The 13,800-nt window shown below is 36.1% G+C and carries 13 protein-coding genes; all 13 read right to left on the reverse strand.

The genetic code is table 11. From position 1 onward, the window contains the following. Positions 1 to 15: 15 nt before the first annotated feature. Positions 16 to 1,401, reverse strand: a complete 1,386-nt coding sequence (tilS, locus tag BN6559_RS04305) for a tRNA lysidine(34) synthetase TilS (protein WP_110953590.1) — start codon at positions 1,399 to 1,401, stop codon at positions 16 to 18. A 283-nt stretch (positions 1,402 to 1,684) separates the two neighbouring features. Then, on the reverse strand, positions 1,685 to 4,117 hold the full coding sequence (gene spoIIE, locus BN6559_RS04310; protein WP_110953591.1) for a stage II sporulation protein E: 2,433 nt from the start codon (positions 4,115 to 4,117) through the stop codon (positions 1,685 to 1,687). A 208-nt stretch (positions 4,118 to 4,325) separates the two neighbouring features. Beyond that, a complete protein-coding gene (locus BN6559_RS04315) occupies positions 4,326 to 4,787 on the reverse strand; it encodes a S1 domain-containing RNA-binding protein (protein WP_110953592.1) in 462 nt (153 codons plus the stop codon). A 105-nt stretch (positions 4,788 to 4,892) separates the two neighbouring features. Beyond that, positions 4,893 to 5,174 (reverse strand): FtsB family cell division protein, encoded by a 282-nt coding sequence (locus tag BN6559_RS04320; RefSeq protein WP_110953593.1) that lies wholly within the window; start codon positions 5,172 to 5,174, stop codon positions 4,893 to 4,895. A 152-nt stretch (positions 5,175 to 5,326) separates the two neighbouring features. After that, positions 5,327 to 5,788: a spore cortex biosynthesis protein YabQ gene (yabQ, locus tag BN6559_RS04325; protein ID WP_110953594.1), complete on the reverse strand. Its 462-nt coding sequence runs from the start codon at positions 5,786 to 5,788 to the stop codon at positions 5,327 to 5,329. 33 nt (positions 5,789 to 5,821) lie between these two features. Further along, complete coding sequence (locus BN6559_RS04330; RefSeq protein ID WP_110953595.1) at positions 5,822 to 6,103, reverse strand: YabP/YqfC family sporulation protein; 282 nt, start codon at positions 6,101 to 6,103, stop codon at positions 5,822 to 5,824. 110 nt (positions 6,104 to 6,213) lie between these two features. Then, on the reverse strand, positions 6,214 to 7,164 hold the full coding sequence (locus tag BN6559_RS04335; RefSeq protein ID WP_199883734.1) for a SpoIID/LytB domain-containing protein: 951 nt from the start codon (positions 7,162 to 7,164) through the stop codon (positions 6,214 to 6,216). Between the two features lie 63 nt (positions 7,165 to 7,227). After that, positions 7,228 to 9,309, reverse strand: coding sequence for a methyl-accepting chemotaxis protein (locus tag BN6559_RS04340; protein ID WP_110953596.1), 2,082 nt, complete (start codon positions 9,307 to 9,309; stop codon positions 7,228 to 7,230). A gap of 72 nt (positions 9,310 to 9,381) precedes the next feature. Continuing rightward, positions 9,382 to 10,239 carry a phosphate ABC transporter permease PstA gene (gene pstA, locus BN6559_RS04345; RefSeq protein WP_110953597.1) on the reverse strand — a complete coding sequence of 286 codons (858 nt, stop codon included), beginning with the start codon at positions 10,237 to 10,239 and terminating at the stop codon, positions 9,382 to 9,384. Next, positions 10,236 to 11,129 carry a phosphate ABC transporter permease subunit PstC gene (gene pstC / locus BN6559_RS04350; protein WP_110953598.1) on the reverse strand — a complete coding sequence of 298 codons (894 nt, stop codon included), beginning with the start codon at positions 11,127 to 11,129 and terminating at the stop codon, positions 10,236 to 10,238. The genes pstA and pstC overlap by 4 nt, the downstream gene beginning before the upstream one ends. Before the next feature lie 98 nt (positions 11,130 to 11,227). Further along, positions 11,228 to 12,097, reverse strand: coding sequence for a phosphate ABC transporter substrate-binding protein (locus BN6559_RS04355; RefSeq protein ID WP_110953599.1), 870 nt, complete (start codon positions 12,095 to 12,097; stop codon positions 11,228 to 11,230). 460 nt (positions 12,098 to 12,557) lie between these two features. Next, positions 12,558 to 12,905, reverse strand: a complete 348-nt coding sequence (locus tag BN6559_RS04360; RefSeq protein ID WP_110953600.1) for a DUF2019 domain-containing protein — start codon at positions 12,903 to 12,905, stop codon at positions 12,558 to 12,560. Positions 12,906 to 13,153: 248 nt separating this feature from the next. Then, on the reverse strand, positions 13,154 to 13,615 hold the full coding sequence (locus BN6559_RS04365) for a hypothetical protein (RefSeq protein ID WP_110953601.1): 462 nt from the start codon (positions 13,613 to 13,615) through the stop codon (positions 13,154 to 13,156). Positions 13,616 to 13,800 lie beyond the last annotated feature (185 nt).

A 13,800-nucleotide genomic window follows, 5' to 3' on the forward strand; every position in this document is an offset into this window, starting at 1 on the left:
ACCATTATACTCCTTTTAACTTTGATCTTTTATAATTGAAACGCGTAAAAATTTTTTTGTTTTTTCCACGACTCTTCCAATTTCACTTTGTCTATAGCCACAAACCCAAAGGATTCTTTGCTGATCACATAAGAGCGGAATAGAATCACGCAATTGCCACTCTACCTTCTGATCAATAAAAAAATCTTTCAATTTTTTGTTTCCCTGCATACCGCTTGGCTGAAACCGATCACCGTCTTGACGAAATTTAATAAACAAAGGCGGTACAAGCTGCTCGAAATCCAATATAACTGCATTTTTATCTCTTATCTTATTTAGCGCATGCACCCATTCGGTTCGTGCGATGATTCCCAGATTGGGAATCTGCGTATCTCCCACTAAGTTTATGATCACCTGCATTGTATTCTGCTTTTTTTGCTTTTCATTGAAAGTACCTAACAGCATATGCTGATAATTGCATTGCAATGTCAAACCGCCGGGTAAAATTATTTTCGTACCAACAGAACCTTTTTCTGACAACACTATCATTTTTTCTACATGCGTAAAACTTATTCCTCTAAGATGGCCCTGTTTTTTTTCAATTGCCAGCCGAAATAATTCACGTTTTTGCGCAATATGCAGACAATTTAATTTTTTCCGTTGTAAAATGAATCTATTTTTCTCTTCAATTACAAGTCGATTCCAGATGCTTTCCACACTGTTTCGGATAAACGCATGTTCAGCACCAATAATTTCCGCACTCTTGCAAAGTGCTTCTTTGATCGCTGGATTAAACTTCTCTACAAGCTCCGGCAATAGATTTAAACGAATCCGATTACGCAGATACTCAGTTTCATAATTTGTCTGATCTATCCGCGGATTTAATCTATTCTCTTTACAATACGCTTCAATTTCTTGACGTGTTACAGACAAGAATGGTCTTATTATACCATGATTCATAGGTCGGATTCCAGCAATTCCGGCACTGCCTGCACCACGAAATAAATGGATCAAGACGGTCTCTGCCTGATCATCTTTATGATGACCAGTCGCGATTTTCGCATTACCGATGAAACTGGCAATTTCTTTTAAAAAATCATAACGTACAATTCTCGCTGCTTCTTCCGGCGAAAGATTCATTTTCTTACTATAAGCTGGTACGTCAAAGCTCTTTTTATAATATGGAATTTGATGTGCTAAGCAAAATTCTTCTACAAAGATTGCATCCGCTCTTGAATCTTCTCCACGAAACATATGATCCACATGGGCAACAGCAACCTCTAACTGATAAGAATTCCGCAATTTCAGAAAAATATCTACTAATGCCAACGAATCCGGTCCGCCGGAACAAGCAATCAAGATTGTATCACCAAGCTCTAACAAACCTTTCTCTTTACAATAGCATTTTACCTTCTCTAACATTTATAAGCCTCACTAAATTTTATCTGACACGAATGTCATTATATCATAAAACGACCTTATTTATAGAATAAAACATGATATTTTATGAAAATGATGGATCCTTTATTATTTTCATTATATCCAATAATGCACTTAGAATTGTATAAAATTTTGCAATTTATAAAAACATCCATGCACCCCAGATAAAAAAAATAAATGGTTACCATCCGAACTTCATGATGATAACCATTTTAAGGCGCAGACATTCACGCCCTGCCCATCTAAATCCAGTTTATTGAAACACTCAAAGCAAGCTCGCTTCACTGATTTTTGCGACCATCACCGTCATATCATCCTTCGCCGTTCCACCTGAAATTCTAAGCGCCTCTTTTAAAATTGCTTCCGCAAATCGTTCTTCGTTTTTCTCGCTGCTTCGCCGAATAAACTGTGTAAGCCAACCTTCTTTATCCTCACTCCGCAATTTTATATCTTTCGTATCCGCGATACCATCACTGATCATAATAATCATATCATTTACATCCACTTGCACTTTTACAGGTTCAAGTTCTATTTGGTTTAAAATCCCGATCGGTAATGTAGATGACTGAATCGTCTTTACCTCATGAACCCTTTTAATATAACTCGGCGCCGAAGCAATTTTTAAAAACTCAACTTCACCCGTATATTTGTCAATAATCCCCATATCCATAGTTGCAAATTTTTCACCCGGCACTTGTAGGAGCAAAAGCGAATTTACTGTTTTGACCGCAATATCAACGTCAAATCCTATTTCTAATAATTTACTTAAGCAATCCAGCGTCATTTTACTTTCCTTTGCTGCACTAGCTCCGCTCCCCATACCATCACTGAGCAACAAGCTTATCTTTCCCTGATTTAAAGGTGCAATTTTCACGCTATCACCGCAAACTTCATTCCCATGTTTCGGAATATTGGCAACCGCAGTCTTCACTTTAAACTGATTTGCAACGCGCATACATACTTTACACTTCTTATTCAGCTCTTGGTTACCGCACTTTCTAAACAATGTCATCCGTTCTTTCAATGTACTTGCGACAAGTGGCAGAATTGTCGTCGCACATTCCCCTACTTTACCACAAGCTTTTTTTTCAAATTCTATCTGTCGCGGTTTATCTTTATCTATTACTTTTACATTTTCCAATATACAGCCAACACTGAGTGCTTTATGTTTTAAAAGACTTGCAAGTTTATGATCTTGTTGCTCCGGTAATTTATTTAATTCAGATGACAAATTTGAAAGGATATTTCCAGCAGCTTTAATTTGCTCACTCATCACCTGCTTTTGCGAAACAAGTTGACTTTGCCAATACGCATTGATCTTGTTCTTCTCCACCAACATTTGAATGACTTCTACCATTTTTTCAACATGGATGCAATGCTCTCTAAAACTTTTTGGCATATCCTTTAATTTCAATTTTCGATTCTCTAAATGTTGAAAAACTGACAGCAAATTTTGATAAGTCTGATAATAATTTTCCTGCCAGCAATACGATCGATTTGTACAATTTTCACAAAGCTTTACCCCTACAGTCGTCAAAAAACTAGTCAAATCTTCCTGTTGTATTTTTTCTTGTATTTTACTTTGATTCATCCCTAATAAAGCTGCTAATTCATAGAACATATCTGCAACATTTTGCAGCTTATAACTGCCCTCTGACAATGCATACGATGGATCAGTTACAGCTACAGACCTATCTAATTGCATAATTTTTTTGATTGGTAAAAATAATAAAATACAAGCCGCAATCACCGATTCTGTGATTGATTCCATGAGAATAGGCAATTGTGTAAACGTCAAATGAATCATTGTACTCCCCAAAATAAATCCTAAAACTACAGCAAATTTGCCAAGATGTTTAAACACGCCTGCTAAGGTTCCACTTACTGCATACAATGCAATTAATGTTAACGCATGATTACTGCTGAGCCCGATCACGGTCCCGATGACAACGCCTACAGCTGCCCCAAGTCCTGCGCCGCCTGCTAAAGCAAACATCATGACAAGCATACAACTTAAGATATTCTGTATTTGATAGTCTAAAATCATAATTTTTCCGACGCCAGCAATTGCAAACGCTAAAATTACGATCAGACAAATCATAGCCTCATTCGTAGGTTTTTCATATGCGGAAGAAATTTTTATTTGATTCGTTAATAAAGGCATCCCATACACAAACAATTGGGTCGCAATCATACATAAAGTCGCATTAAAAACAACTACAAGATTTTCATACAGAACTCGATCATTGATATAATTTATTATAAACCCGCTCACTAAAATAGAAAAAAACATAACCAAAGGTACGGCAAACATTTTTTTATCCAGCTTCGTTAATCTTGTCCTCATTTTTAAGTACACAACGATTGCAAATAAATAAATCAAAGCTTCTGTATAATTGCCTGTGGATAAAACGCCCAAAACAGTAGAAGCTGCAATGAGAAGCATGCGTCCTTTTACAAATTCCGCTGTTGCAGCAAAAAAACTCAAACCAAAAGGAGCCAGATCTCCCAACAAAGTCAAACGAGACAATAAAAAAGCAAGTCCACAAAAAAATAAATCCATTCTGTAAGAATAAAGGTTTTCAACATTTATTTTGCTTCGTTGCCAAATCGTTTTTGATGGAACTTTTTGCGTTTGCGTTTTTTCTACCACATCCATTATATGCTTAGGAAATGCCATTACCGTCATTTTTTGCATGATACCACTCCTACTATTATTTAAATTATCAGATTTTAGCCTATAATCTATTTTACATATTATGGCAATCTAATATTGTCTGAATAGGGCATCATGTAAATAAAAAAAACCGACAAACGAAGAATTAATAATACAATATTGGACATATCATTAAAAAAATAAATATAAAAAGCACCCCTTAAATTGGAGTGCTTATATAATAAAATGATTATTCAGCTCTACGTGCACCACGGCCGCCGCGTTTAGAATCGGTGTTCTTCTTCAAATCAGTTAAACGTTCATCACTGTCTTTTAAGAATTTCGACAGTTTATCTTCAAATGAAGGAGTATTAAAACGAGGTGGTCGTCTAAAATCATTGGCTGGGGCTCTTCTCGGTGCTGGTCTAGAACTAAATTCGGTATTGGATGCACCAACGGGTGCAGCAACAGGTTTTGGTTCTTGTAACTGTTTTATAGATAAACCGATCTTACCGCGTTCGTCTACGGTTAACACTTTAACTTTGACTTTATCCTGTTCCTTTAGAAAATCTTTTACATCACGGACATACACATCTGCAACTTCTGAAATATGAATAAGACCTACTTTTCCTCCTGGTAATTCAACAAATGCACCAAAATTTGTAATTCCGGTTACAACGCCTTCTACCACACTGCCAACTTCAATGGACATACTAATCAGATTTCCTCCTCATAATTTAACATTACATTATATTGTAAAACATACAAGGATATTATACTTTGGACTGTAAAAGGTGTCAAGAAATTCACTCACAAATTAACTTTTATTTGATGAGATATATGGCATTTCGCCAGGTTTTACTAAGCCTAGCTCTTCCCTAGCAATTTTTTCAATATATTCTGCTCGATTCAAGTTCTCTTTTTCTTCAAGCAACGTATGATTCATTTGTTGTGCTTCCGACAATCTTGCATTCGCGAGTTCTTGTTCCTGCTCAATATCATTCATATGTATTTGTTGATTAAAAGCGACGTACCCGAAGTACGTAACCATAACTATTAAAACGGTTCGAAACCAATTTATTTTGCGTTTCCCCTTCATTCCGTCACCATCCTAAACATCCTCTGCACAAATTTTAACTCTCTTTATATTATATATTAAAATTATTCTATCATCATTAATTTTTTATCATTTTCCTTTATATAATAAAGTTATATTTTTTGAATTGCAACATTATTCTTCAAATTAGGTCTTTAGTCTTTTATATCTGCATCATTTTGCGTTTTTTTGCGCTTCTTAAACCGTTTTTTGACATAAGAAAACGGTGTAGAAAAAATCCCTAACAGATAGCCAATGGGTTGCAATAGAAATCTCACAAAGAAATTTTTTAAATATTTGACAAACCAAATGCAAAATTTTATCGTATGAACACTAAATAAGATCGTATATCGGCTACATATCTTAAAATACAGAAGCGTACCAACTATAATGCCGATAAAAATATAAAAGCGAAGTTCCGCCCAATTACAAAAAAGTAACCCAATAAAAGTAATTACGATAGCCACAAGCCAATACAGAGCGTCAAACACCCAAGTTATCCAAACCCTGGGCTTAAACATATTACGTGAAACACGATAAAAATCAAAAATAGCCCCCAAGATAATTCCAATACATAGTGTCGTGAGAAAACTTATCAATTGTGCATTGATCTCCATTTTCTCACCTCCAAATTACAGCGTTTAAATTCCCTATTTTAAAAATCTGTCCAAAATTCCACGTCTTTCTTTATGACTTTCTTCATACTGTATACCTTTGATATTTCCCTCGATGATAATATTGCTTGCTTCAAGGTTCAATTGTTTTACGTTGAGTCCTTCGCCGTTTACAACCATCGTACCTTGCGCTGTTTCCATTACAACTTCCTTTTCATCATAACTTCCCAAGCTGCTTACACCATCAACCGTAAGCTCCTCTCTATCAATTAATTTAATCTGATGTCGCCATACTGGGGCTGCTTTATCATTTACCATAATCGTCTCACTCCTACAATGCTTTTGTTTAACTATATGCATAGACAAGAAAATTAGAACAAAAATAATACAAGTGCTGCAAAATAATCTTTGCAACACTTGTATTCCTTTTACTCCCAGCGTTTTTCAATTTTTATGTCTTTAAAATAATATTTTACAATCTCATCCGCAGTTTTTCCTTCAGTTGCCATCTTTTGCGCACCCCATTGTGACATTCCGACACCATGACCATAGCCCTTTCCTTTAAAAACAACTTCATTTCCAACGACTTCAACACTTTCAAGCAGCATTGATTTTAGAATTGTACTGCCTAATGCTAAACGTAACTTAGGTGCAGACACTTCTATATTGCCATTGAATAAAATCGTTGTTGCTCGACCAGATACACCTTTATTTCCAATAGAAATACTCGTAATTGTAGAAACAGGCTGACCTAATTCCGTCAATTTTTCTACTACGTCTTTCACCGGAAAAGTGGCCGTCCAACTCTGAATATCAGCAGGCGCTAAATCATCTGGTGAAACGACTGATTGAATAAACGGCGGTTCCTCATATTTATAATCCAGTCCTTCTTTCGCCATAGCTGTTTGACCGCCCGCCGAAGCATGAAACCAACCCATAATAGGAACAGCTTGATAAGTTGCGATTTTCCCTCGCGTCATTTGCACTGCTTTTTTCACATTTTCATTAACAGCATCTGCATTATAAGCCTGAAATTCTTTTATATCGGTAGATGCATTCGTTCCTTCTCTTGTAAGATCTCCTTTTTCAAATGCTTGCAAAGTGAAAGTCCGTGCGATAATCGCCTGTGCGGCTAATGCTTCTATTTCCCAATCATTTTTCATTTCACCAGCTACAACGCCTTCCAAATATTCTTCTAACTTCATCTGCTTTGTTTCCCCAGTCTCATGCATATATACACTTAAAGTGGGTTCGACACGTTGCATATTTTCTGGCGTTGTTTGATTTGGATCTTCTTTCACAGGCGGCTGAATCAAGTCACAACCGGCAAATATAACTGCTACGATTCCAATCATAAGCAAACAAATTATTTTGCGCACAAAAACACGCTCCTTTCTACAAATTAGTATGAGAAGCATGTATAAAAATTATGCTTGATTTTGTCAAACGGTAAATTTATCAATTCTTTCTTCTAATTTATGTAATAAATCAATCAATCGTTGGTTTACTTCTTTTATTTCAACCATATGCATCAATTGTTCCTGTCCATTTTTTTCAATCACGCCGCCATTTTCAATGTTTCCTTGTGCCAAAGTATCAATATGACTCACTTCGATCATAACTTGCTCAAATAATGCAACCTGCTCTTTGGTTTTCTCTGCAATCTGTTCGGCCTTGCCACTTGCATTTGTTATATGCGCAGCAATCTCTGTGAAAGCCTGATCACTTTCCTGAATCATATTCACACCATCTTTTACTTTTTGGTCACTATCTTGCATTACGAACAATACTTTATCCGTATCACTAATTATTTTTTTCGATATTTCAGTGATATTCTTTGTCGCTACGGCCGAATCATTGGCTAATTTTCTAATTTCTTCTGCGACAACAGCAAACCCTCTACCAAATTCACCAACTCTTGCGGCTTCGATCGCAGCATTTAAAGCCAATAAATTCGTCTGCTGTGAAATAGATTGAATCGCCTCCGATATCTCTGAAATCGCCTGCATATTTTTACTTAATTCACGGACGGTATCCACGGAATCATTCACCTGATTTTTTAATGCAACCATTGTATGCATTGTATTCGTTAAGATAATTTTTCCGTCTTGTGTTATATTTTCACATTGATTGGTTGTAGTGGCTGTACTGTGAATACCCGCCGCCACTTCTTGCGTCAACTCAACTAAAGCTTCTATTGCTGTTTTTGTTGACGCCGTTTCTTGTCCTTGCTCCTCTATTTTAGCAAGCATATTATGTATGGCTTTTCCTGCGGCAATACTGCCTTGATGAGAATCATCACAAGCTTTATTTGTATGATTGATTTCAACTAAAACAGCGCCAATTAATTGTTTGACCGAACCAACGATTTCCTGCAGATTTTTCCCCATCAAATTAAACCCCTGTGCAACAGTTCCAAATTCATCCCGCCCACGATATGTTAAACGATGAGACAAAGCACCTTGGGCAATTTGATTTACGCCATCTACAATCTGATGAAAAGGCGACAACGCTTTGCGCGTACAATACACGGCAATACACATAACGAAACAAACAATAACAGCTAATGCCGCGAGACACTTTTCTAAAACGATCACCAAAGATTGGACTGCCAAATTTTTTGGATACGTAGCCACTACAATAAATTCTGTATTTGGTATTGGCCGATATGCGACAAGGTAATCGTCTCCATGTATAGTTTGCAGCATCGAACCATTCTTTTGCTCCACAGCCGCCGTCAAAAATGCCTCATCCACAGCCTCTTGTTTTTGTACAGCTTGCTGGTTCCGCTGATAAAAAATCGGTACACAATTTTGATCAACAACAATAATATTATAACTTGGATTCTTTGCAAGTACCTGTTCAATTAATTGCTGAATATTTTCAAGATAAATATTTGTAGTCAAAATTCCTTGTACTTTTTTCCCTCCATCATAAATCGGAACTGCACCCACAATCGACAACTGATTGGTTTCATGATCTTTTATCGGTTTAGAAAAAGTTAGCTTTCCCTGCATCGCCTGCTGAAAGTAAACTTGCCCAGAAACATCTGCTAATTGCCGATTATCAATTCTTACAATCTCATGTCCGGTTTCATCAACAACACCAATACTGTTATTTTTACGATAGACCTGCACATTTGACAAATGCTCCTGCATAACTTTTTTATCCATACTTCGAACCCGTTGATTTGCACTTGTCACAACCAAAAAATTCTTCTCGATTTCTATGTAACTGCTAATATCATCACAAATTCGCTCCGCCACTTTGTTATTATTGTCAATTGCGATTTGTGTTAAATCTTTTACCTCTTGATTAAGCAAATAAAAACCAATACTGACAGCTGTCAATAAACAGATACCTGCTGTAAAAACAGCAGCTTTTGTCCTAAGCAGCAAAAACCATTGCAATCGCTCTTTTATACTAAAATTTTGCGATACACATAGTCTGCTTTTACTGCATATCGTTTTATATTTTTCTAAATATTTTATAAACCGCCGCTGTACCCAATCTGCTTTCATCATTTCCTCCACCTATTTCCATCATTACTTTGAAAAAAATTAAGGACTTATTCTTATAAGCCCTTAAAAATATGTTTATCGCAAAGTACCTGTTCGTTTTTGAATGATTTTCGTTGGTATTGTAAAAATCAAATTAAAAATCAAAATCATAATGATAAGCAATGCCCCAATTCCATCCGCTATCATATCGCGATCCGGAACCATTCCCGTTGACATCAGATACCACATATGGACTGCTAATGTTTCTCCGGCGGCAAATACATCTGTATCAAACAAATGTCTGGATACAGTCGTTCCTGCTGTAAAAATTAAAATAGCAGTCTCACCAAGTGCACGTCCGGCAGTCAGAGTAATACCAGTAATAATTCCAGGCATTGCATTTGGCAATACGACCTTCCAAATTGTCTGTAACTTCGTTGCACCAAGCGCTAAACTTGCTTCTCTGTAATATTTGGGAACTGTACGAATTGATTCCTCAGTCACCCGAACCAGTACAGGTAAATTAAGCAGCATTAACGTAAGTGCTCCACCTATAATACTAAAACCAACACGAAAGAAATTAACAAAAACAATCATACCGAATAAACCCAAAACAATCGATGGCACTGTTGCTAAACTCTCTGTACTTAAACGAATCATATAGGTTAATTTATTATCTTTTGCATATTCAGCAAGATAAATCCCCGCACCAATTGCAACAGGAATAGAAACTAACATAGATAAAAACAGAATATAAAAAGAATTGAACAGCTGTGCACCAACTCCACCGCCAGTATCCAATTCTTTCGATTTTCCAAAAATAAAATCAAAAGAAAGTACTGGTAATCCCTTGTATAAAATGTAACCTAAAAAAGCCATCAAGATACCTAAAATGATAGTTCCTGCAACCCACATACATAGGGTCGCGACCCGATCAATAAACTTTGCATTCATTGTGATGCCAACCTCCTTGCACCAATCCGTCTAATTAAAAGTATCATGCCTAAGGAGATTAATAATAAAACCAACGCCATTAAAAATAATGAATTCCCCCAAGCAGATCCAAATGGCGTATTCCCCATTTCAACGACGATATTACTTGTTAAAGCAGACGTCGGTGAAAATAATGAAGTTGCAATAAGCGGCGTATTCCCGATCAACATCTGTAAGGCCATGGTTTCCCCAATCGCCCTTGCCATTGCAAGTATAATTGCTGTCAAAATCCCTGGCAGAGCAGCTGGAATCACAACCAGCCAAAGTGTTTGCCAACGAGTTGCGCCCAGCGCCAAACTCGCTTCTTCCAAGGTATGTGGTACAGCACGCAGGGCATCTTCACAAATACTGATAATCGTTGGTAATATCATGACTGCCAATATGATTGCAGCTGCCAACAACCCAAAACCCGTACTAACATCGAAAAATTCACGCAAAAAAGGTACCAAAACAATCAACCCTACATATCCATAAACAACGGATGGAACTGCCACATACAAATCAGTTGCCGGACGCATAATTTCACGAACCCATCTAGGTGCAATTTTAGCCATAAAAACGGCACCAGCTAATCCAAGCGGTGCTCCGATAAGAATTGCCATCAAGGTAACCGAAATTGACCCAATGATAAAACTAAGTGCCCCAAACTGCTGCTCCATAGGATCCCATTTGCTTGTAAAGAAAAATTCAATTGGACTTACTTCTTTAAATGTCATTAGCCCCTGCTTACCAACAAAAAATATAATAGAAAAAATAACGATTGTCATAAAAACGGCACTTGCAATAAACAAATACCGTACATATTTATCATAGGCTAAAGTCAGTTTATGGTTTTGATCGATCGTATTCATAACTTTGTTACTCCTTGCTTTGCCTTCTCAATTTTCTTTTAGTAAAAAAGCCCGCGCAAGCGGGCCTTCTTACTAAGAAATGAGGGAATATTTATCGATTATTTGGACATTTTTGTTATTGGAATAAAACCAGCTTTTTCAACGTAAGTATTCTGAAACTCTGGACTCATCACATAATCAATAAATGCTTTTGTTGCGCCTGTTGCTTCACCTTTTGTATACATGTGACCATAAGACCAAACTGGATATTTGCCGCCTGTAATAGCTTCTGGACTGTATTTCACACCATCAAAATCAAGAATTTTAACAGTTTGATCTGCATAAGGAGCGTCAACATAGCCGATTGCGCCAGGTGTATTTGCAATTGCTGCTCTCACTGCACCATTTGAATCTTGAATGACTGCTTTATCTGTAAATGAAGCACCTTTCAATACTTTTTCTGCAATCGTAGCTCTTGAGCCAGAAGATTTTGAACGATGGATAATCGTAATCGCTTGATCAGGACCGCCAACTTCTTTCCAGTTACTAACTTTCCCTGTCAAAATATCAACAACTTGTACTGCTGTTAAATTCGTTACTGGCACATCCTTATTCACGATAAAAACAAATGGTAGTACAACAACCTGATGATCCACTAACCCTTTGCCTTTATAATCTTCTGGTAAATTTACATCGGAGTTACCAATTTGCACTGACCCTTCAGCAACTTGATTCATTCCTGTAAACGAACCGCCACCAGCAATATTTATATTCACTTTATCATGAAGCTTTTGAAACTCTTCTTGTGCTGGTTTCAAGAGTGGTAACAATGCAGTTGAACCAGAAGCACTCACCGTTCCTTCAACCGCTGCCGGCTTTGCTGTGTTGTCCGCTTTTGTATCGGTGCCGCCACAGCCAGCAAACATCGCTGCACCTACCATCATTGCAACTGCACTTGCTAACACTTTAGATTTTTTAAATAAATTCATTCTTCATGAACCTCCTAAAATATTTAAATCTTTTCTATGTCTCTCATTTTATCGCAGTATTTCATATTTCGTGTTAAGACAATGTTAAGGAATTGTTAAAAGTTTAGTTATTAAGACCTATTTTAGTTATTTGCTGAAATTTTCACTAATCCATATATTTAAAGGATCCACAAGGATTTTATGTTTATTATTCTTTCCTATATGAATATTTCATTATTCATGTTTTTTTCTGCAATGTTGGCAAAAAAATAATACACCCATACAGAACGTGTATTAGAATGTATTATAGTAATTCGCCTAGTTTTGAAAAACAGGACTGAGCGTTTATCCTCAGTCCTGTCTTGTATAAACTTATAAAAACGAAAAACGATACTAAATAAGACCTTCCAAATGAAACATGAATTGTGCAACTAATGTAGCACAATTCTGTCACTCGCCTATTCTTAATTGTTCATTTTGTTTAATCAAATTTTAAATTTTCCTTTTCCCATTCAGACAATATCATTTCTGCAGAATACCCTATTAATCCTCGAATTTCTTTTAGCTGTATAAGCACTTCTTTGGCTTTTTCTGGTGCTACCGGAATAATACTAAATGCTGTTTTCAATCTAACAAATGGGCTCGGATGCTCCAAGTAAGGTAATAATTTTTCTAGACCATACTCCGTGTTTTCCTTTAACTCTTTACGAATTTTTTGTATTACTCTGTATTTTTTATTAGAATTTTTAGAGTCTCCATTTTCCTGTGCTTCCTCTCCTTTAATGCAAGCACTTTCATAGTCGCGTAATATTTTTTCTAATTTTCTCACTATATTCCTCCTAATAATCCACTTCCCGATTTATTTGCAGTGGTTATAAATTCGCAAGAGGCAAAGTGACGGTAATTATGGATTATCTTCACTTATCTTTTCATCTAATGACATAAGTATAAGATTTATTTGTTTTCTGATAATATTGTTAAAAAATGTTATTTCTTCCATAGGGACAGTGTCCGAATTTTAGTTGCAGTGCAAAACGTCCCCTCTCTTATATTTTTTTGTTTAGGCAAAAGTACTCGTCACCTTGTTTCTAATTCTGAAATATCACAATAGTTCAAGTTGTATTTTTGAAATATCACCAAAGCCTTTTCTGACACTATAAAGTCAGCTCCATTTCGTAAACACAAATCATGTCCTGTCCATTTTATTATGTATTGTTTATCAGTTTCAACAATTCCTAAAGGAATCAACATTCTAAATTTTGGTAATACCCTGATTGGATACAATTCCTTAAAATTATCGGATAAACTAGTTTCTAAATCTTCAAAGTCATACCCAATAATATCGTTAGTCTGAATTTTATCGGCTAACCTTTCAGTTATAATAAAAAATGGACTTGTAGTAATTAAATCATCACCTAGCCATCCATCAAACTCATAATGTAAGTGAACAGCTTTTTTTATCCTACCATTCTCATGTTCTAATATAGAATTCTTTCCTATTCCTCCTGGAACTTCTGGTTCCAGTAAGTACATTTTCATATATTCTCACCTTAAATTATAATTTAGTGTGGAGGATTATACAAATTTCCAAACATTTCATCAATCTCTTTTGATTTTTTATAAAAAGCTTCTTTTGTTGGTTTTATTACTCCTGTCTCTATTTGCGTAATAAAATTAAGGGACGTTCCTTTTTTGTCACGTCCCTTAATTTTATTATTTTCTTG

This window comes from Massilibacillus massiliensis, assembly GCF_900086705.1.
GTDB lineage: Bacteria > Bacillota > Negativicutes > FLKF01 > FLKF01 > Massilibacillus > Massilibacillus massiliensis.